Origin of the sequence: Oceanobacillus limi (assembly GCF_900111445.1) — a bacterium.
Classification (GTDB): Bacteria; Bacillota; Bacilli; order Bacillales; family Amphibacillaceae; genus Ornithinibacillus; species Ornithinibacillus limi.
The window spans coordinates 81,401-107,934 of sequence record NZ_FOHE01000003.1 but is presented as its reverse complement, the minus strand read 5'-3'; the positions used below and the strand labels follow the sequence as shown (position 1 = coordinate 107,934).

The 26,534-nt window shown below is 37.5% G+C and carries 23 protein-coding genes; 13 read left to right on the top strand and 10 right to left on the bottom strand.

Features of this window, described 5'->3' with window-relative positions; translation table 11 throughout:
• Positions 1 to 140 precede the first annotated feature (140 nt).
• From BMX40_RS04715 to BMX40_RS04685, 6 genes are all read right to left on the bottom strand, one after another.
• The gene (locus BMX40_RS04715) at positions 141 to 1,289 is read right to left on the bottom strand and encodes a glycosyltransferase family 4 protein (protein ID WP_090867360.1); all 1,149 of its coding nucleotides are present in this window, start codon (positions 1,287 to 1,289) and stop codon (positions 141 to 143) included.
• A gap of 98 nt (positions 1,290 to 1,387) precedes the next feature.
• Entirely contained in the window at positions 1,388 to 2,005 is a 618-nt protein-coding gene (locus BMX40_RS04710) for a sugar transferase (protein ID WP_425287843.1), read from the bottom strand.
• Positions 2,006 to 2,445: 440 nt separating this feature from the next.
• Positions 2,446 to 3,210 (bottom strand): tyrosine-protein phosphatase, encoded by a 765-nt coding sequence (locus tag BMX40_RS04705; protein WP_090867356.1) that lies wholly within the window; start codon positions 3,208 to 3,210, stop codon positions 2,446 to 2,448.
• 609 nt (positions 3,211 to 3,819) lie between these two features.
• Positions 3,820 to 5,091 carry a SulP family inorganic anion transporter gene (locus tag BMX40_RS04700; RefSeq protein WP_170840664.1) on the bottom strand — a complete coding sequence of 424 codons (1,272 nt, stop codon included), beginning with the start codon at positions 5,089 to 5,091 and terminating at the stop codon, positions 3,820 to 3,822.
• Between the two features lie 396 nt (positions 5,092 to 5,487).
• Positions 5,488 to 6,204 carry a dihydropteridine reductase gene (locus BMX40_RS04695; protein ID WP_090867353.1) on the bottom strand — a complete coding sequence of 239 codons (717 nt, stop codon included), beginning with the start codon at positions 6,202 to 6,204 and terminating at the stop codon, positions 5,488 to 5,490.
• A gap of 995 nt (positions 6,205 to 7,199) precedes the next feature.
• On the bottom strand, positions 7,200 to 7,604 hold the full coding sequence (locus BMX40_RS04685; protein WP_170840663.1) for a hypothetical protein: 405 nt from the start codon (positions 7,602 to 7,604) through the stop codon (positions 7,200 to 7,202).
• Between the two features lie 188 nt (positions 7,605 to 7,792).
• Here BMX40_RS04685 and BMX40_RS04680 point away from each other — a divergent pair, with 188 nt between their 5' ends.
• The 8 genes from BMX40_RS04680 to BMX40_RS04645 all read left to right on the top strand — a co-directional run bounded on the left by BMX40_RS04680 (position 7,793) and on the right by BMX40_RS04645 (position 15,922).
• Entirely contained in the window at positions 7,793 to 8,638 is an 846-nt protein-coding gene (locus tag BMX40_RS04680; protein WP_090867704.1) for a carbohydrate ABC transporter permease, read from the top strand.
• Positions 8,635 to 9,444 carry a carbohydrate ABC transporter permease gene (locus BMX40_RS04675; RefSeq protein ID WP_090867347.1) on the top strand — a complete coding sequence of 270 codons (810 nt, stop codon included), beginning with the start codon at positions 8,635 to 8,637 and terminating at the stop codon, positions 9,442 to 9,444. The genes BMX40_RS04680 and BMX40_RS04675 overlap by 4 nt, the downstream gene beginning before the upstream one ends.
• A gap of 23 nt (positions 9,445 to 9,467) precedes the next feature.
• Entirely contained in the window at positions 9,468 to 10,784 is a 1,317-nt protein-coding gene (locus BMX40_RS04670; protein ID WP_090867345.1) for an ABC transporter substrate-binding protein, read from the top strand.
• A gap of 63 nt (positions 10,785 to 10,847) precedes the next feature.
• Positions 10,848 to 11,564: a glycerophosphodiester phosphodiesterase gene (locus BMX40_RS04665; protein ID WP_090867343.1), complete on the top strand. Its 717-nt coding sequence runs from the start codon at positions 10,848 to 10,850 to the stop codon at positions 11,562 to 11,564.
• A 27-nt stretch (positions 11,565 to 11,591) separates the two neighbouring features.
• A complete protein-coding gene (locus BMX40_RS04660) occupies positions 11,592 to 12,545 on the top strand; it encodes a ComEC/Rec2 family competence protein (RefSeq protein ID WP_090867341.1) in 954 nt (317 codons plus the stop codon).
• A 98-nt stretch (positions 12,546 to 12,643) separates the two neighbouring features.
• Entirely contained in the window at positions 12,644 to 13,282 is a 639-nt protein-coding gene (locus BMX40_RS04655) for a phosphate signaling complex PhoU family protein (protein ID WP_090867338.1), read from the top strand.
• A gap of 105 nt (positions 13,283 to 13,387) precedes the next feature.
• Entirely contained in the window at positions 13,388 to 14,995 is a 1,608-nt protein-coding gene (locus tag BMX40_RS04650) for a Na/Pi cotransporter family protein (protein WP_090867336.1), read from the top strand.
• 33 nt (positions 14,996 to 15,028) lie between these two features.
• On the top strand, positions 15,029 to 15,922 hold the full coding sequence (locus tag BMX40_RS04645) for a glycerophosphodiester phosphodiesterase (RefSeq protein WP_425287842.1): 894 nt from the start codon (positions 15,029 to 15,031) through the stop codon (positions 15,920 to 15,922).
• A gap of 153 nt (positions 15,923 to 16,075) precedes the next feature.
• Here BMX40_RS04645 and BMX40_RS04640 read toward each other — a convergent pair whose 3' ends face one another.
• The 3 genes from BMX40_RS04640 to BMX40_RS04630 form a co-directional block, all read right to left on the bottom strand.
• Positions 16,076 to 16,210, bottom strand: a complete 135-nt coding sequence (locus BMX40_RS04640) for a YvrJ family protein (RefSeq protein ID WP_090867334.1) — start codon at positions 16,208 to 16,210, stop codon at positions 16,076 to 16,078.
• A 125-nt stretch (positions 16,211 to 16,335) separates the two neighbouring features.
• On the bottom strand, positions 16,336 to 16,554 hold the full coding sequence (locus BMX40_RS04635) for a DUF2922 domain-containing protein (RefSeq protein ID WP_090867332.1): 219 nt from the start codon (positions 16,552 to 16,554) through the stop codon (positions 16,336 to 16,338).
• Positions 16,555 to 16,592: 38 nt separating this feature from the next.
• Positions 16,593 to 16,817, bottom strand: a complete 225-nt coding sequence (locus BMX40_RS04630; protein ID WP_090867330.1) for a DUF1659 domain-containing protein — start codon at positions 16,815 to 16,817, stop codon at positions 16,593 to 16,595.
• Positions 16,818 to 17,029: 212 nt separating this feature from the next.
• Here BMX40_RS04630 and BMX40_RS04625 point away from each other — a divergent pair, with 212 nt between their 5' ends.
• The 5 genes from BMX40_RS04625 to BMX40_RS04605 all read left to right on the top strand — a co-directional run bounded on the left by BMX40_RS04625 (position 17,030) and on the right by BMX40_RS04605 (position 25,628).
• Complete coding sequence (locus BMX40_RS04625) at positions 17,030 to 17,854, top strand: hypothetical protein (RefSeq protein ID WP_090867328.1); 825 nt, start codon at positions 17,030 to 17,032, stop codon at positions 17,852 to 17,854.
• A gap of 35 nt (positions 17,855 to 17,889) precedes the next feature.
• Positions 17,890 to 19,521 carry a glycosyl hydrolase family 18 protein gene (locus BMX40_RS04620; RefSeq protein ID WP_090867326.1) on the top strand — a complete coding sequence of 544 codons (1,632 nt, stop codon included), beginning with the start codon at positions 17,890 to 17,892 and terminating at the stop codon, positions 19,519 to 19,521.
• 73 nt (positions 19,522 to 19,594) lie between these two features.
• Complete coding sequence (locus BMX40_RS04615; RefSeq protein WP_090867324.1) at positions 19,595 to 21,247, top strand: S8 family peptidase; 1,653 nt, start codon at positions 19,595 to 19,597, stop codon at positions 21,245 to 21,247.
• A 603-nt stretch (positions 21,248 to 21,850) separates the two neighbouring features.
• Positions 21,851 to 24,355: a glycosyltransferase gene (locus tag BMX40_RS04610; protein WP_090867322.1), complete on the top strand. Its 2,505-nt coding sequence runs from the start codon at positions 21,851 to 21,853 to the stop codon at positions 24,353 to 24,355.
• Between the two features lie 220 nt (positions 24,356 to 24,575).
• Positions 24,576 to 25,628, top strand: coding sequence for an LCP family protein (locus tag BMX40_RS04605; protein WP_090867321.1), 1,053 nt, complete (start codon positions 24,576 to 24,578; stop codon positions 25,626 to 25,628).
• Between the two features lie 103 nt (positions 25,629 to 25,731).
• Here BMX40_RS04605 and BMX40_RS04600 read toward each other — a convergent pair whose 3' ends face one another.
• Entirely contained in the window at positions 25,732 to 26,463 is a 732-nt protein-coding gene (locus tag BMX40_RS04600; RefSeq protein WP_090867319.1) for a WecB/TagA/CpsF family glycosyltransferase, read from the bottom strand.
• Between the last annotated feature and the right edge of the window lie 71 nt (positions 26,464 to 26,534).

Below are 26,534 nucleotides of genomic sequence, written 5' to 3'. Positions count from 1 at the left end.
AAAGTGAATCTTCATTCAGTGGGGGTTTTCTTTCTTCCCCACTGAATGTTAGTTGAACAGAATCGTCGGACATTTACGGGCAGTTATACCACAAGGATATTACTAAAGGCCCTCTCCCACTTATCCTCTTTGCCTTCGCCTCACAGTATTGAAGTGGTGGTATTACTGCCGTTACATGCGGGATAAACTTTTTTCATTTCCTCAAGGATCCGTTTCAGATCATATTTCTCTAAAACTTCCCTTCTTCCGTTATTCCCCATTGCTTGGCATAATTCTTTTTTCTCAAGCAAGGTGAGCAGTGCCTTCATCAGCTCGGTTGGGCTTTTTATCGGGATTAGGAACCCATTTTTCCCATCTTCTACAAGCTCTCTATTTCCACGGATGTCTGTACCAACAATTGGGATTTTCATGGACATCATCTCCATTAAAGATTTCGGCAGCCCTTCTCTTAAAGAGACTAGTAAGCCAATATCCGTTATGCTTAAGATATCTCTAATGTCTTTTCGAAAATGAAGACAGCGAACATATTCTGTTAAATCGCGTCTTTCTATCTCACGTTCTATATCATCTAGTAGTACGCCATCTCCAACCAATAAGATGACAAAATCCTTATACATCGTCTTTAATTGTTCCGCTGCGTCAACAACATCTATTTGCCGTTTGTTCTCATTAAATTCAGCTAAATGGGTAATGACCTTTTTATTTTTTGGAATACTTAATTTTTCTTTCAGTTGATCTCGATCATCTTGTGTGTATGCTGCTTGGTAGAAATAAGCAGCATCTACTCCTATACCATGTATCCGCTGTATTTTATCCTCGCTCATAAATCCCTTCGCTTTTTGAAAATCTTCCTGATTCATGACGATTAATTTATCCGTTTTATTGGCGGCAATTTTTTCAGCTAAATAAAAGATCCGATTACTGAATGCCGATCCATTTTCATTAAAATGAAAGCCATGTGCTGTATAAATAATTTGTTGTTTTTTCGGAGCTGCTATCCTTGTAATAAAAGCTGCAATAGGTGTGTGTACATGAACGAAGTTATAGTTTTCTGTTCGAAGTAGTCTTCTAATTTTGAAGAAGGCTTTTAAATTAGCCAAATCATAGATAGATCGTGAAAAAGAGACATGATGAAGGGATACAGTTGGTAGTTTTTTCTCTAATTGTTGCTTATCTTCTATTGATGTTGCGACGGAAACATCATTTCCCAATCCATGAAGTAATTTGATATGAGGTATTAAGAACAATAATACCTGTCTATCTAGCGTTGTAACGATTAAACACTTCAATATATCCCCCCTCTATACATTACGCATGCCGTTAGTAAAAAATAACAGATTGACCTAAAATATTCTCAATAAAGAACACTAAAACCTACTTCTACATGCTACCTAGCCCCATGACCAGATAGTACAATTTTTATTGTCTTTAGTAAGATTAGCAAATCCATTTTTATCGCTCTATTTTCGATATAATACAAATCTAATTCCATCTTTTCTTTTGGAGAGTTACAATAACCACCAGTAACTTGTGCTAAGCCTGTTAAACCCGGCTTCACTAGTAACCTATTACTAAACCCTGGATACTTCTCCTCAAATTCTGCGGTAAATATAGGTCGTTCTGGTCGCGGTCCAACTAATGTCATATCACCTCGTAGTATATTGATGATTTGCGGGATCTCATCTATTCGAGTCCTTCTCATAAATTTACCTACTTTCGTAACTCGAGGATCATTTTTGATCGCCCACTTTGCACCATCCTTTTCCGCATCGATATACATGGACCTTAGTTTACACACCTTAAAATATCTCCCATATTGGCCAACCCTTTCCTGCTTATAAATTAGCGGACCGGGTGTTTCTAGTTTTATTAGAATCGAAAATACTGCTATTAATAAGAGCACAAAGGGTAAACTTATGACGGAGAAACAAATATCCATGCATCTACTTATAATGGAGTAAAACTCTTTTTTTTCATAATGAAGTTCTACAATCCCCATCTCCATCTTAGGAGTGTATTCCTCATAAAAGTTTGGCGGACTAGATTTAGCTTGCATAAACATATCCCCCCTTGTTAATAAATTATGTTTAAGCAGGTAAATCACGGAAAAATTAACCTCTGATCGTACGTATTTCCCCTTCCCCAGCATAAGTTTCGTTCTTAATTGAGAACTATACAGTAAAAAATTATTGATTTTAGTAAAATTGTCCTAATTCTAGTATTAAATACGTTCTTTTTAACGAATGATTTTATCGTATTATATACCAATAGTACCACTAATGCAAGTGGAAGCGGAGGGACAGTTCTTTTGTTTTTTTAATTAATATGAATCATACGGCCTATAAATGTCGTAATTTTATAAAATATTCAAATATTTTTTGTGCAGTATTTTACCTACCCCGATGGGATGGTAATTACGAAAGCAAGACGCTTATATGTGTTGCTTTAAAATAGTCCGAGGAACTTTTTCTTACGTAACATTTCGGGTTGTTCTCTTATCACATTTTTGTTATCAATCATCAGTTGGGGATTTTCCATGAACATATAATAAACTTCATCACCATGTATTTTTCGTAGCTCCTGAAACGCTTCCTGCATAACAAACCCTCTTGAAGTTATGTTATGTGCGTCCGATGCTAGAAAATGAGTTAAGTTCGCATCTATTAGCTGATGCGAAAACCTCTTAATTGCCTTTCCAAATTTCCCAGCGATACTCGCAGCAGTCATCTGTGTCAGTGCACCTATTTGAACAAAATCATACAAAATCGAAGGCTGCTCAAAAATCTGTTGATTTCTTTCGGGATGAACAATTACCGGAGTATACCCTGCAACTTGAATGTCAAACAGTATTTGCTTGGCATACAACGGTACATGGCTAGACGCAAATTCAACATATACATACTTCGTTCCATTGATAGTTGCAATTTTTCCAGACTGCAATTCTTCCATCATATACTCGTTCATTCGTGATTCTTGTCCGACTAATACTGTTAACGGAATATGATGGTCCTGTAACTCCGTATTTAAAACTTTCACATAGGAAATAATCTCCGCTTTTTCGTTATTAAATCTCCCATTTTGGTGATGAGGAGTTGCAACGATCGTACGAATCCCATGCTCCACAGCTGCCTGTGCCATCGCCAAACTATCGGTAATTGTTTGTGCCCCATCATCAATCCCAGGCAAAATATGACTATGAATATCTATCAAAATTAATCACTTCCTATGTAATAGTAATTTTAATATAACAAACAACTTAGACCTGATTCTACAATTAGTTGCATTCGGGAAAGAAGCATGGAAGAAGCATGGGGACGGTTCTCATGCTTCCCTATTATATTCCTACTACAATCTAGTTGAATGCAGAACCAGTTCCCTTGACCACCCCAACTCCGCAACCTTTTCTTTAGTTAATCCGAGGCACAGTACTCTACGGTGTTGATTAGTTAGTAATTTTAAGATTTCGGCAAGTACGAAACCATAATGAAGTACTGTCTAAGTATGTTCAACGATAGAAAATAGCACATCGAAAGTCGTACCTAAAGCAAAATACGAAAAAGGTTATTTAAAATGGACTCTGTATCGTTCCTTATCAAAGTATAGTTTTAATAAATCTCGCTAAAGGATATATAATCGGTGGGGTTAAAAGTAACCAAACATAATAGGAGTAATAGGAGTAAGCCTCTCTATTTTTCATAGTAACTAGAACCTCGAATATCTTTAAGTAACCCAAAAGGAAGCACAAGAACCGTCCCCACGCTTCCGCTCCCACCTTCGAAGCGAGCAATCTGCAACTAGACATATTACTAATTATCCCACTTATTCGTTCCGCTCATCTTCTAAAGGGATAAAAATTCTTTTTCCTACAGAGAATAACACTCCTATTGCCAATCCAATAAAAACATCCCATATTAAAGTCGATAAAAGTGTTACTAAGAATCCTATTGCCTCTATCGGTTGATTTTTCAAATATTGTTGTAGTTGCTTAATTTGAATCAGATTGATGACTGCATAGATAATAATTGCCGCAAGTGTAGTCTTAGGAAGATAATAAAATAATGGTGTTAAATAAAAGATTGCTATTATCATAAGCAAAGCTGTAATTAACAATGAGAGTTTTGATTTTGCCCCAGACTCGTAGTTTACTGCTGTTCTAGATATAGCTCCAGCAACTGGGATCGTGCTAACAAATGAGTTCCCCATATTCGCCAACCCTAAGCTGACCAATTCTTGATTTGGATCTAACTGTTCCTTCTCTTTATCAGCTAACGTTTTTGCCACAGAAAAAGATTCAACAAATGAAATAAAACCAACTAAGAAAGCAACAGGCAAAAGATGAACGAACAATTCATAGGAAGGAGTGGCTAGAGATACGTTAGAAAAGTGATTTGGTATTTCTCCAACAACTTCTACTCCCCTATTTTCTAGATTAAAATAATCTGCGACCAAGATAGAAATAATGATGATGATAAAAGGTCCAGGAGATACGAGAAATTTATTTTTTAAAATGAGCAAAAATAATAGGGCGAAAATCCCGAACACAAATGTTAATAAATTCATTTGAGGAATATGACGAATAATTACTAATGAAAATGACAGAAAATTATCGTAAGGAGGCAATGTAACCCCCATGAACAAATTCATCTGATTTAATATGATAATAATCGCTAGAGCAGAAGTAAAGCCACCAATTATTGCCGATGAAACATATTTTATTAATGAACCAAAATGGAGCAATGCCATAATGATCTGAACAATCCCAACCATTAATGATAGTAAAATCATTACCTCAAGAAATCTTTCGGAATTAACTAGAGCAATTTGAGAAACTCCCGTAAATGCCAAAAGCGATACAATGGATACAGGACCTACTGATAAATATCTTGAACTACCAAATAGTGCATAGATTATAAGTGGAAAAGTCCCTGCAATTAACCCCATTGAAATTGGAACTCCTGCTATCATAGCATACGCCATACTTTGCGGAAGCAATAAAAACGTAACGATAACTCCTGCAGTAATATCACCAGATAAGTTCGAAATCTGATAAGGTAATAATTGTTTTAATCCCGGGAACATTTTAAAAAACATGTTCATGGTTCCTCCTCCAATAAGACAAAAAAGTATACTTGTACTATATTGGAGTAGTATGCTTTTTATTACTGACTTAAATCAACTTAACTTCGGAAATTAACCCAATCCCGTTCACTAATGAAAAACTATGTTTACTGGCTTCAAATAGCATGCTCTCATTACTTCCCAAGGAAGCAAAAGAACCGTCCCCACGCTTCCCTTGTACTTAATAAATGGTGCCTGGCACCGACAAATTTCGACACAATTATAACTATCTGTACAAATTAAAAAGTGCCATTACATAGATTAGACCATGACCTCTCTTTGAGCTTATCATTGAATAATGGATTGTAGTTTTTTTGTAGTTAGCCTTTATAATTAGGATAATAAGTATAAATGGGAGCGATTTATTTTCTAATTTGACAAGTCAACTGATAGAAACGTAGACAGTTGTTGTTCACGCTTATCGAGCATAATCTGTCCTGGCTTGATGCCCTGCTTCAGCAGTACATCAATGTTTTGCACAAGGAACTCGTCACTGCCAACAACATAGAATAGACCACCCTTATCTGAAGCAAGATTTTTCACTTCTTCATAATAGTCATTCCGGTTATCTACGAACTGTGCGGTGAACTTTTTGTCAGGTGCAGTTTCAAAAATGTCAGTGAATAAGAAATCCTTCGATGAGTCAATGTTTAGGGAATGCATTAGATTAACTTTGTCAGCACGGTCGAAATAATCAAGTGCAAGGGGTCTGAAAGTTGCCAGACCGACACCGGATGACAGTAGATAAACATTTTTGTCTTCTCTTTTAAGCGGTACATTCGAATGGGTTTTAAATATGGCAACTTCATTGCCTACTTCAAGACTTCTTAAAATTGTTTTGAACTCAGAGCACTGCTCTCTTATACGTGTTGTGATACCAATTGCATTCTCGTGCGGTAAAGTAGAGATGGACATATGGCGAATCAGGCTGCGGTTTGGTTTTTCTCCGAAGTTGAATCCCTCTAGTGCCATGTGGGTATGGGAACCTTCTTCCCATGTAAAGTCTTCTGGACAGTCGAGCATGAACGTGTAAACCTCTGGCGTTTCCTCAATGATCTTATTTATTTTCGTCCAATATATTTGCATTGTATATTCTCCTCACTCCGTTATATGTAACGTTACAATTTAAATATACAATAAATGATAACGATTCTCAATTAAAAAGATTGATTATTTCAGAAAATTTCAGCTGTTTATCTTAAGATTCTTTTACCGAAGCGTAAGGAAGACCGACTTTACTTACACCTTCTATACCATCCCTGAAAAGTTTTACTGAGATGAGGATTATGACAGCTAAGAGTATGTTGATATGTCCTAGAAATATTGTTACCTATTATCATGGCGAAATTAGGAATGAAAAGAGAATTGGAAAGAATACCTATCAGAAAGACTAGAAAGAATAGAATTATTGGTTGCTGAAAAAGTTACTAAGGAGAATATGTACTGACAAAGAATTTTACCTTACTCTGCACTCTTGCAAGCTCAACCAGATTTTCGATTACCATGTCTTGTCTATCAGATACCAGCGATGGAGAACGACTTATTCATATTCCTTATAAAATCAATAACTACTGGGAGCTTTCAATTATACTTATCCCACTTTTCTAAGTGATTATCATTCACTTTCGCACTAAATGTAGTGGGGATCTGACCACAGTAGTTTGTAATTAATTAATCTTATATAATTGGAGTGGGGGAACAACCCCTCTTACTTGTCAAAATAGCCATTTCTCTAGTTATCCAACCTATACCTTTTACCCTTCAATCAATTGATGCTCTAATCTACAAACAACCAATACTCTGATCAAACTAATCATTCATGTACTCATTTGGGAGATTTCTCTTAAAGGGAAACATCAGAACCGTCCCCTCGCTTCCCATCTTCTTGGAATCATAAACTAGATTTTCTTTTTGAAAGATCCGTTTCACGACATAACGTGATTGCACACATAAAAACCACTTCCCCAACTTACTAGTAATTGAACTGCTAAATATTAAAAAACAATCTCCAATTGCTGGCCTATGTGCGGCGTTCGACCTATGATTACACTTCGGACATTGCCAACTACATCTAATTCGCTTCATTCCAAACCTCCCACATTTTTGACATTGCCCCCCGGCATAACGTCTTTAGCTGTAACTTGAAAATTACCAAGTATATCAAAATCAAACTCACCACACTCTTTCAAAATTACTTTACCTAGTTTATAATCTTGAAATCTATTAGGGAGCTCACTATCTTTATTTATAATCATTTGGGGGATTTGTTCGCCATGCGCTACAACGTCAGCAATGGATTGTTGATCACCTTTGACCTCAATTATAGTACTTGGATCACTAAAGGCGATGAAATAATAGGTGGGAATATCGTTAATATTATGATTGTAGAACCAGTTCTGCAAAAGGAATTTTTGATTTTCAGCTTGGGTGATAGGATAGTTGATACCCTGTTCTTTCTTCCCATTACTTAGGATGCATTGTTTCATCCCAAAAAGGAAGCACCAGAACCGTCCCCTCGCTTCCCACAAAACATTAACCTTCTGTAAATTTTCAAATTGCTAGTTCTATCTACTGGACAACATCGATAAACTTTTACCAAAGGGGTGATTACGTTGTGGCAAATACAAGTGCGAAGCTAGGTTATCATAATGGGAAAAAGTTATTTGGTATTGGGATGTTGTACCTTTCACCTGCTTTGCTGTTACTTGGTGTTTTCCTTTTCTATCCAATGTTTAAGACGCTTTACTTTAGCTTTTTTGAAGTGAGTGGTGGTGGTCAGGTTGGAGATTGGGTTGGTTGGGGACATTATGCGGAGTTGTTCCAGTCAAGTGAGTTTCGTAAAAGTATGGTGGGAACCTTCCTATTTGTTCTCTATACGGTACCGGCGGAGATTCTGATCTCGCTCTTTCTCGCAGTGATTGCCAGTGAAAAATTAAAAGGGATTGGCTTTTTCCGGACAATCTTTTCATCAACCTTAGGTGTATCGGTTGCTGCTGGTGCGACAATCTTTCTATTTTTATTCCACCCATCACTAGGCGTACTCAATAGTATTCTTGGGACAGTTGGTATTGATGGTGTGGAATGGCTGACCGATTCAAAGTGGGCACTCGTCTCTGTAGCGATAACCACTGTTTGGATGCATATTGGGATTAATTTCATAATTCTTCTCGGTGGGTTGCAAAACATTTCACGTGAGTTGTACGAGAGTGCAGAAATTGATGGTGCCGGGTACTTTCAGAAGCTGTTTAAAATAACACTTCCGATGCTATCTCCTGTTCTATTTTTTGTCATCATCATTGGAGTGATTGGTGCATTCCAGACTTTTGGCCAGATTGACATTTTAACAGGTGGAGGTCCTGCTGGAGCAACGAATATTATCGTATACTCCATTTACTTAGAAGCATTCTCTTATGGAAACTTTGGGTTTGCTAGTGCACAGGCGATTCTGTTATTTATCATCATTTTAATTGTGACCATCATTCAATTCCGTGTCGGAGAAAAGAAGGTGCATTACCAATGATCAAAAAAATTATCATTTATGCTCTATTACTCGTATCATCACTGGTTCTTTTCTTTCCGATTTTGTATGCAATTTCGGCAAGCTTCATGTCCCCGCAGGAAATTTATGCAGGAAAGCTATTGCCGTCATCGATTAATTTTGACGCATACAAAGATGTCTTTGAACGGGTTCCACTCGTTCATTATTTAACCGTGAGTTTTTGGGTGTCGTTCATTGTTATGATTGGACAGCTAATCGTATGTAGCTTATCCGCTTATGCATTTGTCTTTATCCCATTTAAAGGTCGGGAGCTCATCTTTTTCCTATTTTTAGCAACCATGCTAATCCCGTGGGAGGCAGCAATGATTCCGAACTTCCTAACAGTCCTTAATTTGGGGTGGATCAATACATACGCCGGGTTAACCTTCCCATTTTTCGCATTACCATTTGGAATATTCCTATTACGACAACACTTTCTAACCATTCCAAAAGAACTGTGGGAATCCGCACAAATGGATGGTTGTTCCAGATTTCGATTCTATTTAAAATTCGCTTTGCCTTTATCCAAGTCTTCGCTAAGTGCGCTAGGAATCTATGGATTTTTAACGACGTGGAACCAATACCTATGGCCGCTTCTTGTAACAAATGACGATACCGTTCGTACCGTGCAAATTGGGTTAAAAATGCTTATAGCCAATGAAAGTTCCTCTTCCTGGAACGCAGTTATGGCGGGCGTGGTGACGATTCTATTACCGACTCTAATCCTACTATTCATAGGGTTAAAGTATATTAGAGAAGGATTAACATCAGGAGCATTAAAAGGCTAAAATTCGAAAGGGGAAATGAAAGGATGAAAAAGTTTGTTGGCAGTTTTCTCATGATGGTGGTGCTCATGCTTGCTCTGGTAGCATGTAGCAACAATGATGAGGAAGACACAGATTCAGGTAATGGAGAAAATGCCGATGGGAAAACCGAGATTACCTTTTGGCATGCCATGAGTGGAATTAATGGTGAGGCATTAGAAGACATCGTAAACAAATTTAATGAGCAATCCGATTCCGTTTCCGTTGAAGCGATCTACCAAGGGAGCTACGATGACTCCCTTAACAAACTACGGGCAGTTGGTGGATCCGATGAAGCTCCGGCAATCGTTCAAGTTTTTGAAATCGGTACCAAGTACATGAGTGAAAGTGGATTTATTACACCAATGCAGGAATTCATCGACAGTGACAACTTTGATGTGTCAAACTTAGAGGAGAATATCCTATCTTACTATCAGCTAGATGGAGACCTGTACTCCATGCCGTTTAACACATCCAATGCGGTTATGTTTTATAATAAAGACATGTTCCGTGATGCTGGCTTAGATCCTGACAATCCGCCAAGCACTTTTAGCGAAATGATTGAGGCTGCCGAGGCGCTATCCGACGATGACACGTATGGATTCACAATGGCAACAATCGGTTGGTTCTTTGAGCAATTAATGGCGAACCAAGGCGCACTATACCTTGATAATGATAATGGTCGTAGTGGCGATGCAACCGAAGCCTTGGTTAATTCCGAAGAAGGATTAAATATCTTCAATTGGTTAAATGAAATGAATCAAGCGGAAACATTCCGCAACTACGGTAGCAACTGGGATGACCCACGTGGACCGTTCTTTGCTGGGCAGGTTGGAATGTATTTAGACTCCACCGCAAACACAGCACAAGTTCTGGAAAACTCTGCATTCGAGGTTGGAACAGCATTTTTACCTTCAGCTGATGGAATGGAACCACAAGGCGTTGTGGTTGGTGGTGCTTCCCTATGGATTACCAACCAAGTGCCTGAGGAAGATCAAGAGGCAGCATGGGAATTTGTTAAGTTCATGACCAATGCTGATGTACAGGCGGAATGGGCTGCAGCAACGGGTTACTTCCCGATTACACCAGCTGCATACGAGGAAGATGTATTAAAAGACGTGTATGAAGAGTACCCTGTATATAAAACAGCTGTCGAACAATTGGAAAACACGACCGTTAGTCCTGCAACACAAGGCGCCCTAACGGAAGTTCTACCAGAAGCTCGAAAAATCATTGAAACGGCACTTGGTGAAATGTACGAAGGCCGTGATCCACAAGAAGCACTTGATGATGCTGCACAGAAAATAACAGATTCATTAGATTAAGTTTCGTGCGAGGGGGATATCCCTCCTCGCCACTTACATATAAAACAAAGTGAGGTAATTAATTTGGTACTAAATTTTGCACACCGGGGTTCGTTAACGGAGGGCCCTGAAAACACACTACCTGCAATGAAAAAAGCACTTGAACATGGAGCGAAAGCTATTGAATTAGATGTCCAGCTAACGAAGGATCAGCAATTAGTCGTGATCCATGATCATAAATTAACCCGTTTCAACAAGAATGCGAAAGGACTTGTAAAAGACTATACATTAGCTGAAATCAAGGAGATCGATGTTGGCTCTTCCTTTTCCGATGAATTCGCTGGAACCACGTTAGCTACATTGGATGAAATCTTGGAAGTTATACCAAAGGAAATCGTATTAAATATAGAAATTAAAAACATTCCCGTCATTTATGAGGGGATTGAAGAAACTTTATGGAGCTGTTTAAAAAATCACCAGCGACTCGATAATCTCATTATTTCTTCCTTCGACCATGTAGCACTCGAGAAGATGCAACGGCTTGAGCCTGGTATTCCACTAGGGCTACTATTTTATTACCGTATTCTAAAACCTTGGGACTACGCACGCCAAACTGGTTTAGAAATTACGAGCATTCATCCGCATGCCGGGTGGACAGACAAGCAGTTGATCGATGAATGTCAAAAGCTAGGCTATCAGGTTTATCCATTTACCGTAAACAAAATGGCGCAATACCATCAACTTGTTGAACTTGGTGTCGATGGTGTTTTTTCCAATAACCCGAAGATCTTTACTCCATGACGAACTTAACGATGGAGGAGTGATGTAATGTATGTACGAAAAAGTATCCTTATCGGGGTGCTGCTTATATTGCTACTAGGCTGCACGGAACAATCAGACAGCGGAACGCGAGAAGTGGATGCGGAAGCCGTTTTTGCCAGTGATGAAGAATCAGGAGATTTAGAAGTTCGCTTTTTCCATTTAGATCCACCAGATGGCACGGAGAAGACTGGTATATCCTCCCTAATTATAACACCAAAAGGAAAAACGCTTCTCATTGATGCTGGCATTCCAGCGGTTGGTCCATTGGTCGATGAGTACTTAAATGACCTTGACGTAGAAACAATAGATTACGCGATTGCATCCCACCCACACCAAGATCATATAGGAGGCTACCTAACTCTATTGGAAACAAAAGAAATCGGGCAGGTCCTTGAAACAGATTTCCCTTATGATTCCGATGTATATTTGCAATATCAGGAGTTAATTTCTAATAACAACATTGATGTTACCTATCCTGAAAAAGGCGATGTCATCGAAATTGAAAAGGATCTTACGTTAGAAGTGTTAAGTCCTGACCAGAATACAATTGAAAATTACCTTGATATTTTCGATGATTTTTCCGCTGGGGTAGTAAATGATTTGTCCCTTGTCCTAAAGCTCACCTACAAAGATCGATCATTCCTTTTTCCCGGCGATATATATAAAGGCGTAGAAAGTCAGCTTGTCGATACCTTTGGGGACGATTTAGCTGCAGACGTCCTAGTTGCCCCACATCATGGTCAACACACTTCGTCATCAGAGAAATTCATTGATGCGGTCAATCCAGAAATTTCCGTTATCCCAATTAACCTACTCTACAGCAAACCAACCTATGACGACTATTTGGAGTTTAGCGAAGTATATGTATCTCAATTTCATGGCAATGTCCTACTTGTTTCGGATGGAAAGAAGATTGATATTTACACAGAGATGGAACATGCCGAAGAAGTATCCAATTAGTCATATTTTCAGATGAAGAACAATACAATAGTACTTTAAAGCGAAGCCTTGCCCGTGCAAGGCTTTTCCTAATAGCTAAATAGATTGGAGGTGTTTAAATGCTAACACGTCAAAATTATTTTCAAGAAAAACGTTATGAAATTAAAAACCTCACATTAAGTATTTTAGATAATCTGGACGAAATGACAGATTACTATATTGCTTATTTGAATAACCCTTCTGATGAAAACCGTAATCATATCCTCGAGGCAGAGAATTATGTGGATCATAATGAACGAAAAATTGAAAAATACATTTCTGAAATTATCTCCTTGCAGCAATTGGATGTACATGACATCAAATGGTTACTCGCAATGAATCGTATTATCAGAGATCTCGAGCGGATTGGCGATCAATTGACCAACATCATCACAATTAGTGATGACACGGATGCCAAGGAATTAAAGCCGATGATTCGTAAATTTTTCCAATACGAACAGAAAATGATTACGTGGTTAATTCATGGTATGAACAATGATGATATTGTGTCCCTAGATAAAGTCGTGCAGCATGATGAACATGTTAACAAGTTGAACAAGGATACGTATCAAAATGTCGCAGATCTCATCAAAAATCACAAAAAAATTTCCGAAAGCAAATTAAAAATGATCATCATTAGTAGATTTTTAGAGCGAATCGGCGATCATCTCGTCAATATTGCACGAACGTATCAAAAGATCGTATGGAAGCTGGGCTAAAGAAACGAACTCCCTTGTTTAGTGATGTACAACAGGACAACGACTCGTTCTATTCGATTCACAACGAAGTCGTATATTTTTACCTTGTGAGAAAGGAACATACCAATGGACTTACTAGCACAAAGTTTACTAGGTTTTTTTGGTGGATTAGGAATATTCTTATATGGTACCCATTTACTCAGCAATGGTCTCCAAAGAATTGCTGCCTCTAAGCTACGAAGCTATCTCGTTGAACTTACCAATACTAGAATAAAAGGCGTAATGAGCGGAGTTGCTACTACCTTCTTGTTGCAAAGCAGTACGGTTACTTCCATTCTTACAGTTGGTCTCGTCAGTAGCTCCGCCATCACCATGTCACAAGCATTTGGGGTCATATTGGGTTCAGCAATAGGTACAACCTTAACCGTACAAATCCTAACCTTCAATGTTTCGGTCTTCTCTTCTTTATTTATTTTTATCGGAGCGATATGTACGGTATTCGTAAAGAAGAATCGCATACGTATCATTGGCCTTCTAGCATTAAGCATTGGTTTTATTTTTTACGGGATCCATTTAATTACGACATCGATCCATCCATTGAGTGAATACGAAGCAGTTTTACACACCTTGATCTACCTATCTGACATGCCAATCCTTTTCGCCATTGCGACCATGCTCTTAACCGCACTATTTCACTCAAGTGCTGCCGTAATCATTATCGGAATTGCCTTGGTCGGTACCGGCGCCCTTTCAGTCCATGCCGTTATTCCGCTAATACTCGGCGCAAACGTTGGTTCAACATTACCAGTCATTATCTCAAGTCTAACTTCCAGCTTAGAAGGTAGGAAACTCGCCTTTTTTACCTTTTTCTTCAAATGTACTGGGGTCATTTTGGCTTTTCTGTTTATCTTTTTCATCTGGAATCCAATGGATATCCTTCCAGGTGATGCAGAGCGTAAAATTGCCAACTTCCACACGTTATTTAATTTCACCATTGCCTTGCTTTTTCTACCGATATTAGGAATTGTTGCACGTGGTTTCGATTTGATTTTCCCACGAAAGGTGGAGGAACCAACTTTTAAGGTGAAGTTAGACGAAAAAATGCTTGAAGTCCCTGAAGAAGCACTTATTAGTAGTAAACAACAAATCGCGGAACTCGCTAAGATTGTATACGAGGATATGATTCGCCGTCTCTCCCCTTTCATGGAAGGAAGGCATGAGGGAAATGCACTAAAGCAAGTTGAAGCGATCATTGACGACTCCTATATCAAAATCCAGCAATATTTATTAAAGCTCGGACAACGAGACTTATCCGGTGCCCAATCTAACCAAGAAGTAAAGCTATTAAACATCTTAAATGAAATTGAAAATATTGGGGATACCGTGATGCGATTTATAAGTATTTCTGAAAAAGTCGAGGCTAAGAATATTATGCTGAGTGAAAAAGATAGGCAGGTTTTACAGCGTTTGTTAGCACATATCGAACAAACCTATACCAACTCCCTGAAAGCATTTCAGCATGAGGACCATCAAATCGCACGAAAAAACATCCAGTCACAATCGGTGATCTATCAGTTTGAAAACGACATTAAGTTCGAGCACTTTAATAGTCTAATTGACAATAATGAATATAACCCTAATATCAGCGCAGTATATTTAGATATGACCAACCAGCTTTTACAGGTATATCACCATTCCATGAATATTTCTCGGACTGTTTTGGGGTTGATTTAGATGAAAAAGTTCGTTTGTATTGTTGGGGTATTGATGATGTTACTTGGATGCCAGCCGAAAGAGGCTGAGGTTTTCCATCAAACGACGGAGCATGATGAACAACGAGAGAGTAACAATTCAAGCAAAACAACATCCCTACTTTCTCCGAATCGCATACTTAATATTGCCCATCGCGGTGCGTCTGCTTATGCACCCGAACACACACTTCTTTCCTATCAAATTGGCGAGGAATTAGCTGCCGATTATATTGAAATTGACTTACAAATGACCAAAGATAATATATTAGTCGCTATGCACGACGGGGATGTATCTCGTACAACGGATCACGAGGGAACTGTAAAGAATATGTTGTTAGAAGAAGTTAAAGTTCTAGATGCTGGGTCATGGTTTAATGAACAATATCCAGACCTAGCAGAACCAGCTTTCAGAAGCATAGAAATTCCTACATTAGAAGAAATTTTTCAGGAGTTTGGTACGGAAGCAAATTATTACATCGAAACCAAAACACCAGAACAGTATCCGAATATGGTCGAAGAATTAGTAGCCACTTTGCAAGAATATCATTTAACTGGCGAAGGCGTTGAAGAGGGAAAAGTGATTATTCAATCGTTTAGCGCGGAAAGTTTACTGGAAGTACATCAGTTGGATCCTTCTATTCCGCTTGTACAGTTAATCCATTATTCCGGTAAAGCACAAATTTCGAATAAAGAGCTAAAAGAATTAAAGCGCTATGCTGTTGGACTAGGGGTGAACCATACAACATTAACGAAGGACTATGTAAAAAAAGTACGCAATGCAGGGTTATTGCTTCATCCTTTTACCGTTAATGATACGGAAGATATGGTGCGACTTTTGGACTGGGGAGTAACTGGTATGTTTACAGATTATCCCGATCGATTGGAGGAGGTATTGGAGGAAAGGGAATAGCGGAGCGGGGGGTTGGAGCGTTTCGCTTCGAGGTTGGAGCTTCCTCCCTTTAATTTGGATCCCTTCCTCAGATCTAGGAGCGCTCTCACCTCACTTTCGATCGCTCCCTTCATCATTCCGAGCGCTCATTCCCCATTTCTGATTACTCCTCCTTTATTTCATCCTATCTGGCAATCCATGGATCGATTCGATTAGGTCGTTAAGCTTTCCTTCAATACGGTGCAATAAATAAAATGTAACCGCGATAGGAAATCCAACTTCAGTAACGAAAGCCACCCAAGTTTCCATAATCTAGACCCTCCCCTCATCGTCAATAAAATGGTAGCATATGCTACTGTTTGATCATCATAATCTTAATAGCCTTTAATTTAAATAGACCAGCATTGCTGCTGGCCTTTCTTTTTGTAAACCATTTATTCACCAAGCTCTATCTCTTGGACAATACGTTCTACAACTCGAGCGCTTTTTTTCGTAACAAGATCACCACCACTTGAAGTAAATGGGTTTTGTAAAATAATTTCGTCCATAGCTGCGTTCACTTGATCTGAATCCACTGGCTCAATTGGCTTATCCAATGAATACGTTACAATTTTACCATCTTCATTTTCGAACTTTAGTTCAAGCTTCTTCATACTATTACCTCCCTTCTTCTTAATTTCCTATCCTAAAATTAACCTTCACGGATATCAGAGCTGTCTTTTCGTTCAATATTAAATAAAGCGCGCTCCTGTAAATCCGATAAAACTGTTGCAACTGCGTACAACTGATCTGCTGTTGCATCCGTTTTGACATTATTAAAGCTTTTATTTTTATAAATTGGATCTCCTGTTAGGACATCATCACCGTCGTAAAACACTAATCGCAACTGAGAATTCTTTTTATCTGCTACTGCCATCACAACCACCTCCTTTCACTTATACAATCGATGAAAGAATGCAAAAGGTGGCAAAATCTCTAAAAAAATTTATAAATACTTTCCGACACTTTAAACGGTATTTTTTCGATTGTAGTAAAAAGGGAGCAACTGGTAAAAATTTCGTTGAATACACGGTGGCTATTATCGAATGATAGTAACAGCAGGATTAAAATCAAAAGTTGGTGATGAATATGTCTAAAGTTTATCAATTCGGTGTGATCTTCTTAGCTGCATTTTCCTTAGTGGCTTGTATGGATAGTGCACAACCTGAAAAGCGTACAAATGATTCCAATTCAAATCCTTACAAAAACCTCTCAAACGAGCCATTTGATCCAAATGAAATAGATATCCAAGCTAGGGATTTAGAGGACACCGATTTAGAAGATGAAAATAACTTCGACAACGATAAGGAAATTCCAGGTGAAACAAGTGAAGAAGAAGTAGAGAATTTCGACCCATACGAAGATGCAGATGAAAACCAACCCCAGAGGGAACAACGCTCTTTGCAGGAGACTCTACCTGACTCTTCAACGGAACGAGAATTGGAAGAACATATTCCAGATGAACACGATACCAGTAAGGAAACACCCTTACCTATTGACAACTTTAAAGAGAGATGGAATGCGGTCTCTGATGAACAATTTAGCGAATTGTATATAGAAAGTCTCCAGGAAATTGAGACAGAAAATGGAGTAACGTATGAAAGTAAGTTAACAAATCAACTGGCGTTACGTATCCATGCAAACAATCAAGGATATGTTGAACAGCTAGAAATGGTCCAAGAAGGAACTCTAGGTTCAAATGTTTATCAAATGTTAACTGGTTGGAGTCAAATAATTAATATCATTCACCCCAATTTAGAAATTAATGACGTAGATTCCTTATTTCATGATATCGGAGTCGGACCAAATGGAGATTTAAGTAATGTTTCTGAAACCTCCTTCGATTACCATCATATTCACTACCATATTTCACCTACTGAAAACGGCTATACCTTTAGAGCAAGATACAACTAGTCATAAAGGGCAACTGCTATTAAGGAGGTAGCATTTTGAAACAACTCATAAAGATAATTATCGTATTATTGTTCATAATTCCTTTAACATTACGCATGAGTACCACATCTAGTTCTCAATCTGGAATGTTCAATATGTCCTATTTATTTTTTGGTACAACAAGTAGTTATCTCACACAAGTTGAAAGAACAAAAGGAAGCTTACATGTTGTTTCACCCAACTACTTTGATATAACAACAGATGGACAATTGGAGGTGACTTGGCGTCTCCAATCTTCTTTTATTGATCAAATGCATAATAAAGGCATTAAAGTTGTCCCTTTTTTAGCTAATCACTGGGATGCGACAGCAGGAATTAATGGTTTATCTAACAGAGATAAATTAGCTCGCGATGTTGCGAATGCAATTGAAAAGTACAAGTTAGATGGAGTAAACGTTGACATCGAAGGGGTGGGTCACGCCTATCGCGACGCACACACCGATTTTATTCGGTTACTTCGACAATATGTACCTAACAATAAAGAAGTCTCGGTTGCAGTTGCAGCTAACCCGAACGGTTGGAAAACAGGGTGGCATGGTTTCTACGATTATAATGCATTAGGAAGTTATGCTGACTATCTCATGATCATGGCTTACGATGAAAGCTGGGAGTCACCGGATAGCCCAATCGGACCTGTTTCAAGCCTTTCATTTTTCGAACGCTCTATTCAATATGCCATTAATCAAGGTGTGCCAAAAGACCGAATTGTCGCAGGGCTGCCTTTTTACGGAAGAATGTGGAAGTTAGACGGACCCACTTTAGAAGGAAAGCAAATTACCGGAAAAGGATTATCAAGTACACATGTAAAACCATTGGTAGACAAATATAACGGGAAAATAAGATTTGATGAGAAAACACAATCCTCCTATGCAACATTTACTATCCCTAGTGGACAAAATTCATTTGTTGGGAGTACTAACCTTACAGCAGGCGAATATGTAATTTGGTTTGAAAACGAAAATTCAATTAAAGCTAAACTGCGACAACCAAAAAAGTACGGAATAAAAGGAACTGGTTCTTGGGCGTTAACTCATGAAACTCCAGATACTTGGGATTATTATTCATCCTGGCTAAATAGCACTTATTTTAAGGATGTGCCTACTAATTACTGGGCGTTTGAACACATTGATTTCGTCTCTCAAAAAATGTGGATGAACGGGAGGTCCAGCACAATCTTCGCACCGGAGAATTATTTAACTAGAGCACAAGCAACTGGTGTGCTGATGCGCGCATTAGGTCAGGATAACTTAAAACCGAGTGAATACAAATTTAACGATTTAAATGGTCATTGGGCAAGAGATCATATAGAAGTTGCTAGAGAAAGAGGGTATTTGAAAGGGAAAGCACCCGAACGCTTTGACCCAGAAGCACCTTTAACAAGGGAGCAACTAGCATCCATTTTATATAATATTTTTGACTATCCAGTAAATACATCAGCTGGAAGCCAATATAAAGATATTTCTTCGGATAATTGGTCTTATGAAGCCGTACTCGCCCTTACCCAACAGGGTGTACTCAAAGGTTTTGAAGACGGCAGATTTAGACCCGATTCCTATTCAACAAGGACGCATATGGCAAAAATAATGCATCTTATGTCAAATGATTTTGAAGAGCAACAAGTACAATAGGTTCACGTAAAGAGTGGTGATAACGATTAGACACACCTATATTATCCTAATCATCCTTCTATTAGGGGGGTGTGTGTACCAGCACACCCCCGAAAGTAATAATGATGACACAAATTATCAAAACATAAATACAACAGATAACACACAGCAAGACAGTACCAATAATTTAATTGACATGGAAAATATGCTAAGGGTAATTATCCTTATCAAAAAAGGATATCATCCAGATAGTTTGGTGGAAGTATATGGTGGACAGGTTGAACACTTATATGAAGAAATGAACATGGTAGCTGCTTACGTCCCTAGAGATAAGCTCTCCGAAATAAGATTAGATGAACGGGTCGATTATTTAGAATACGATAAAATAGTGGAGGTAAAACCTCAACAAACAGTAGAGTGGTCAAATGTATCCGTGCAAGCTCCTCGAGCATTGCAAAGTAATCTAACTGGAAGAAATATAAAAATCTCCGTCATTGATTCTGGCATTGCTGAACATGAGGATTTACCTATTGCAAAAGGCGTATCTATGGTAGACTACACAACAAGTTATTATGATGACAATGGCCATGGAACACATGTTGCAGGAATAATAGGAGCAAGAAATAATGATGTAGGAATAGTTGGTATTGCACCCGAATCAGTAATCTACGCAGTGAAAGTCCTCGACCAAGATGGACTTGGATACACTTCTGATGTGATAGCAGGAATAGACTGGTCCATTCAAAACAATGTCGATATTATTAACCTTAGTTTAGGAAGTGAAATAAGTTCTAGACTGATGGAGTCCATTGTTACCAAAGCTACCGATCAAAATATATTACTAATTGCTGCTACAGGTAATAATGGTACCATTGCTGGTACTGAAAATAATGTTAGTTATCCCGCTAGACTTCCGACTGTAATTGGGGTTGGAGCAACAGATAAAAATAACCAACGAGCAAGTTTCTCCTCTACTGGAGAACAAGTTGAATTAGCAGCTCCAGGAGTAAATATATTAAGTACCTACCTTAACAATTCGTATGCTAAAATGAGTGGTACCAGTTCTGCCTCGCCCTTTGTAGCAGGTATAGCAGCTTTATTAAAACAAAGAGATCCTAACCTTACTATAAGTCAATTAAGAACCCAATTGCAGAATGCAAGCCTTGACCTAGGTTCTCCCGGAAGAGATCCATGGTATGGATATGGTTTAGCACAAGCACCATTAATTTTTAAAGACATTAATCGTCATCCGGCAACAGAAGAAATATTATTTATTCAAAATAAAGGGTGGATGATTGGATCAAATGGATATTTTCTTCCCGAACAAAATTTAACAAGAGTACATGCAGCTCTCATTTTTGTTCGTGTATTCGGTCTTGAAGAGACAGATGATCCCGCAGTAAAATTCGCGGACATCCCTACGAACCATGAATACGCTCGTGAAATAAAGATTATCTCTCAACATGGAATAATGACGGGTTCAGCAGGACGTTTCCTCCCACAAAATAATTTAACACGTGAACAAATGGTTGCTATGCTTGATCGCGCAATGGAAATAGAGATATCCCAGCAATCAAATCCATTTGAGGATGTTTCCGAAACAAGTTGGTCCTTTGATTCAATTATGACAATGTATAACTTAGGTATAATCAAAGGGGTTGCGCCCAATCGTTTTGCACCTGGAAACCCAATAACTAGAGCACAGATTGCTCGAATGCTTTTCCGAGCAGCTCCACATATACATTAAAAAATACCTAAACTCTATGTTTTCTCCTATCTTATAAAAAAGGAACTCAGCAGTTGAGTTCCTTTTCTTATACTAATACGCAAAAGCATCATAAACATAGTAATTAGCTCGATCAATCCTGTACCAACCCCATGTAGTCAGATGAAGTGCAACCAGCTATAACTAGAAATGAAAATATCAAAATTAATATTAATGCTTTTTTCGTCTTTTTCATTTGTAACCTCCGACATTCGTTAACATTTTACGAATTAAAAGATGTCTATTCATTAATTTCAATAAACAGTACAGTTATTTGACACTCGTACTACCTCTTCAATCTACCATGGCAAATTGCTGGAATACACTTTCAAAAAATACCATTTAACAGGTACGAAGGCGTTACCTCTACAATAGAATTATCATAAAAGCTCTTAATAGTTAAAACATATTTCGCCTTCATCCTTATTTCCCGGGCAATAAACTACAAATTTTTACATTAGAAGAAAAAAATCTCTTCAATAGATCGACAAAATTCAACGATGGATGGTTATATTTACTCTAATTCTTCCCCATACTAGTAAAACATTAAATGTGCTATACATCTTTGGTCGGAGGGAAGAATGAATGGGTATTAGGAAAATAATTCGAAAGACAGTCCCTTATGATATACGATTTTTATTAAATCCTTTAAGAAAGCATTTACTACATAAAAGTTTTCGTATAAGAGCAGCTTATACAAAAGCGTGGGAAACAACCCCAGTGATTGATAATATGATTTTCTACGAGGCGTACCACGGTCGCAGTATGACGGGCAATCCTTTTGCTATTTTTACATATTTACTAGAGGATCCATCTTTTCGGGATTACCAACATATATGGGCAATTTCTGATTTATCAAAAATCCCCAATCAATATAGGAATTTAAAAAATGTAACATTTGTAAGTTATCACAGCCAGGAGTATGCTAGGTATCTTGCAACAGCAAAATACCTTATCAATGACACCTCCTTTCCTGCATACTTTCAAAAGAGAAAAGATCAAATTTACACAAACACATGGCATGGTACTCCGTTAAAGACATTAGGGATGGATATTAAAAACAGAGGGGTAACAGACCATAAAAATATCCAGCGTAACTTTTTATTTGCTGATTTCATTGTAAGCCCAAACAAATACACCGCAGAAAAGCTTTTAAAATCACATGATGTTAATAGCATTTACGGTGGAAAGATTTTAGACACTGGTTATCCCCGGGTGGATTTAATGTACAAAGCAAATAAAAAAGAGCTTAAACGTATTTTAGCGGTACCAGAGAATAAAAAAATCATATTATACGCACCAACATGGCGTGGCAAACTAGGTAAGGAGGAAGACCAAAGCAAAAGAATACAAAAGGATGTTAAAAAGATACAAGAAAATATCGGTAGCGATTATTTGGTACTTGTAAAATCGCATTACTATGCTACTAAATTTTTCAAAGAGCAAGGTTTGGAGCATTTATGTGTACCTGATCGCATAGACACCAATGAACTATTATCAGTTGTCGATGTACTAATAACAGACTACTCTAGTATATTTTTTGAGTTCTTACCAACAAAAAAACCTATTCTCTTTTACGCTTATGATGCAGAAGACTATCAACGTGAACGCGGTACATATATGGAAATGGATGAGCTTCCTGGCCCTTTATGTATGAGTGTGAATCAAGTTATCGACTGTATCCAAGATCTAGATAGGGTCACGAACAAGTATAACGATGTTTATCATTCGTTTTTAAATACGTTCTGTTATCATGATAATGGACAATCCACAGCAAGACTTGTTGACACGATCTTTCATGGTAAAGTCAGCGAAGATTTATTTAGCGTTGAAACAAATAAAACGAAAATCCTTATATATGGCGGAGGCTTTTTAAATAATGGAATAACCTCATCGCTAATCAGCTTGCTAAACTCAATTGATTATGAAAAGTATGACGTTACCTTAATTGATCACGGTACAAATACAAAGAAAATGAAATGGAACAACATGGAGAAAGTTAACAACAATGTACACCATATATTTAGATTAGGAACCTGGAATGCTTCCCTAATTGATATGTATCGACATACCTTATTTTTTTATACAGGAATGCAGAAACTAGCTCCTATCAAAATGTATAAGAGAGAATATGAGCGTATGGTTGGAAACACGAATTTTGACATCGGGATTGATTTTGGGGGGTACAGTCCCTTTTGGGCTTCTATCTTTGCCTTTGGTCACTTCAAACGTAGGAGTATTTATTTACACTCTGATATGGAAAAAGAATTACATAAGGTTGTTAATAATAAATACCCTCATCGCAGAAACTTAAAAGTCATTTTCTCACTGTATACCTTATTCGATAAGGTCTTATCCGTGTCAAAGCTTACTCATGAGCAAAATTGGAAGAACTTAAAAACTTTCATAACCGATTATGAGAAAAAAATGGACTATGTGATTAATGCAATAGACTATAAAAAGATATTAAATTTAAAAGGAGATAGAAGCGAATTCCAATATGAATTCGGTGAGGAAATAGGCCCAGAATCTGCATTACACCGAGAAAGCACGAGTGACTATCCTATGCCGAAAGCAACAGACTATAACTTTATTACAATTGGAAGACTTAGCCCAGAAAAAGACCATCATAAATTAATTGAATCTTTTTCACTAGTATCCGCGAACAACAGCAATGTAAAACTATACATTGTTGGTGATGGAGCACTAAAAGACCACTTAATTCAACATGTGAAAACGAAAAACCTTCATGATAAGGTCTTTTTTACTGGCCATTTAGACAATCCTTATAATTTACTCGATCAATGCGATTGTTTTGTATTGTCCTCTAATTACGAAGGGCAGGCAATTGTGCTTTTAGAAGCATTAGTATTAGGAAAGCCAACTATCTCAACAGATATTCCAGGTCCAAGAAGTGTTATTGAAGATGGGTATGGCCTCATCGTTGAGAACTCTGTTTCTGGTTTAGCAAACGGGATGTCACAATGTTTAAATGGTAATTACGTCCCTAATAATCGGTTTGATTACGAGGCATACCATAATGAAGCTTTAAATATGTTTTATGATAAGGTATGTAACATAGAAGACTAATTCAGGAGGGATCCTTCCCCCTCCTAATTAATTATTTCTAGGTCAAATCAGAAAAAATCTTGTTCAAAAAGGAAATAGCTAAGGAAATATTTCCATAAAATACGTACTACGCACAGAAAGCACAAAATCTATCGTCTCCACGAGAGAAACATTATTCTACAAAATTGAATAAATTTTCGATAAAATAGATAAGGAAGAAAAGATTAAGGAGCTTGTCTCAATGTTCAAGAAATCCGTGCGTAATAACGAACTAAAGAAACATAATATCATATCTAGAAAAAAGAAATTACTCCTATCAATAGGAACCTTCATTGTATTATTACTTTCAATTACAATTGGCTACCTTACTCATCTTTATAATAAAACAGAGGAGATTATTACAGAATCGCATGAGGAGGTTGGACGAGAAGAAGAGAAATCAGAGCTACGTGATAAACCAGTTGATCCAATTGACCATAATGTTTCCGTTTTATTTATTGGTCTTGATACCGGTCAAGCAAGATCTTACGGAGAAGCTAGTCGCTCCGATGCGTTATTATTAGCTACGTTTAACAAGAAGCAAAATACTGCTAAATTGCTCAGCATTCCTAGAGATACTTACGTATATGTACCAGAAGCTGGTTATTCAACAAAGATCAATCATGCACATTTTTTAGGTGGAGCAAAAGCTACAATAGAAACCGTTGAGGAATTTCTTAATGTACCTATTGACTACTATGTAAGTGTGAACTTTGACGCATTCATTGAGGTAGTTGATTCGTTAAATGGCATTTATTATGACGTCCCATTCGAATTCAATGAAATGGATTCAAATGATAATAAAGATGCTATACATTTATCTCCTGGATACCAGTTACTTACAGGTGAAGAAACACTCGCATTAGCTAGATCTAGAAAATATGACAATGATATTGAACGTGGAAAGAGGCAACAGGAAATAGTTAAAAGGATTGCCGAAAAAGCTGCCTCCCCATCATCTGCATTTAAATTAGGAGATGTTCTTGAATCAGTTGGAGGAAACCTTAAAACAAACTTAAAATTTGACGACCTGAAAAGCTTTTTAACTTATGGAACGAACAAAAATTTCTCTATTGAGACAATTAACCTTGATGGAAAAGGTGGGCGTATGAATGATGGTCTATGGTATTTTCAAGTAAATGAAGAAAGTCAAGCAAAAATAGAAAGAGAGTTAAGAAATCATTTGGATTTACCAATATATATTAGAGAAAGCTCCGATTTAGCAAATGACCATGATGAGGAGATAATTTACTAATTGATTCCCATATGGATGTAGATGTATATTACATCTACCATCCTAGGGCACTCCTATTATTTTAATCACTTTATAAACTCTACTCTTATCCATTAAATGATGATTAGATTCTTTTAAGAATCACTCTAGCCATAAACTCGAATATTTTAAAAACTCTCTTCAAACGTAAGGGTTGTTTTACTAGTCGATAAAGCCATTCTAGGTTTAACTTAATCCATGCTTTAGGTGCACGCTTTACTTCACCAGCTAATACATCAAAGCTGCCCCCGACTCCCATAAATATACCTTTATTAAACTGATCGATATGCTTTTCGACCCACTGTTCCTGACGAGGAAGGCCTAAAGCAACAAATATAAGATCTGGATTAGATTTTACTACTTTTTCAACAAAGGTTGGGTCATCTACATCCGTATATCCATGTTGATTCCCAGCAATTTCAATATTAGGAAATTGCTTCTCAACTTCCAAAACAACTTTCTCATTAACAAAATCCTTCGCACCAAGAAAATAGCAACTTAATCGGTGTTCATTTGCATACGCTAACAAATCCATCATGACCTCTGTTCCTGGTATTCTTTCCTGCAAGGGAGTGTTCATATACTTTGAAGCCATTATGACGCCTATACCATCTGGAATCACAAAATCAGCAGACTGTATCGTTTGCTTGTATACTGCATCCTCTCTAGCTTTCATTAAGATTTCTGGATTAGCTGTTACGATAAAACATTTTTCTTGTTGATTTAATCGGGGATAAATTTCCTGATCCAAGAAATTATTTTTTGTAGTATTTATAAATTCAATATCCATTATGGAAACATAATTATTTAGATTCATAAGATTCTACCTTTCTTTGCTATTCGACAATATCGTACTAATATCCGCAATGGCCGTTACATGCAAGTTAT

What these genes read in the sequence shown, in the direction of transcription:
- BMX40_RS04710 (WP_425287843.1), bottom strand. Translation starts at nt 2,005, where the DNA reads ATGGAGATGGGGATTGTAGAACTTCATTATGAAAAAAAAGAGTTTTAC.
- BMX40_RS04700 (WP_170840664.1), bottom strand. Translation starts at nt 5,091, where the DNA reads ATGTTTTTTAAAATGTTCCCGGGATTAAAACAATTATTACCTTATCAG.
- BMX40_RS04695 (WP_090867353.1), bottom strand. Translation starts at nt 6,204, where the DNA reads ATGCAAATATATTGGACGAAAATAAATAAGATCATTGAGGAAACGCCA.
- BMX40_RS04685 (WP_170840663.1), bottom strand. Translation starts at nt 7,604, where the DNA reads ATGAAACAATGCATCCTAAGTAATGGGAAGAAAGAACAGGGTATCAAC.
- BMX40_RS04680 (WP_090867704.1), top strand. Translation starts at nt 7,793, where the DNA reads ATGTTGTACCTTTCACCTGCTTTGCTGTTACTTGGTGTTTTCCTTTTC.
- BMX40_RS04675 (WP_090867347.1), top strand. Translation starts at nt 8,635, where the DNA reads ATGATCAAAAAAATTATCATTTATGCTCTATTACTCGTATCATCACTG.
- BMX40_RS04670 (WP_090867345.1), top strand. Translation starts at nt 9,468, where the DNA reads ATGAAAAAGTTTGTTGGCAGTTTTCTCATGATGGTGGTGCTCATGCTT.
- BMX40_RS04660 (WP_090867341.1), top strand. Translation starts at nt 11,592, where the DNA reads ATGTATGTACGAAAAAGTATCCTTATCGGGGTGCTGCTTATATTGCTA.
- BMX40_RS04655 (WP_090867338.1), top strand. Translation starts at nt 12,644, where the DNA reads ATGCTAACACGTCAAAATTATTTTCAAGAAAAACGTTATGAAATTAAA.
- BMX40_RS04650 (WP_090867336.1), top strand. Translation starts at nt 13,388, where the DNA reads ATGGACTTACTAGCACAAAGTTTACTAGGTTTTTTTGGTGGATTAGGA.
- BMX40_RS04645 (WP_425287842.1), top strand. Translation starts at nt 15,029, where the DNA reads ATGATGTTACTTGGATGCCAGCCGAAAGAGGCTGAGGTTTTCCATCAA.
- BMX40_RS04640 (WP_090867334.1), bottom strand. Translation starts at nt 16,210, where the DNA reads ATGGAAACTTGGGTGGCTTTCGTTACTGAAGTTGGATTTCCTATCGCG.
- BMX40_RS04635 (WP_090867332.1), bottom strand. Translation starts at nt 16,554, where the DNA reads ATGAAGAAGCTTGAACTAAAGTTCGAAAATGAAGATGGTAAAATTGTA.
- BMX40_RS04630 (WP_090867330.1), bottom strand. Translation starts at nt 16,817, where the DNA reads ATGGCAGTAGCAGATAAAAAGAATTCTCAGTTGCGATTAGTGTTTTAC.
- BMX40_RS04625 (WP_090867328.1), top strand. Translation starts at nt 17,030, where the DNA reads ATGTCTAAAGTTTATCAATTCGGTGTGATCTTCTTAGCTGCATTTTCC.
- BMX40_RS04610 (WP_090867322.1), top strand. Translation starts at nt 21,851, where the DNA reads ATGGGTATTAGGAAAATAATTCGAAAGACAGTCCCTTATGATATACGA.
- BMX40_RS04605 (WP_090867321.1), top strand. Translation starts at nt 24,576, where the DNA reads ATGTTCAAGAAATCCGTGCGTAATAACGAACTAAAGAAACATAATATC.
- BMX40_RS04600 (WP_090867319.1), bottom strand. Translation starts at nt 26,463, where the DNA reads ATGAATCTAAATAATTATGTTTCCATAATGGATATTGAATTTATAAAT.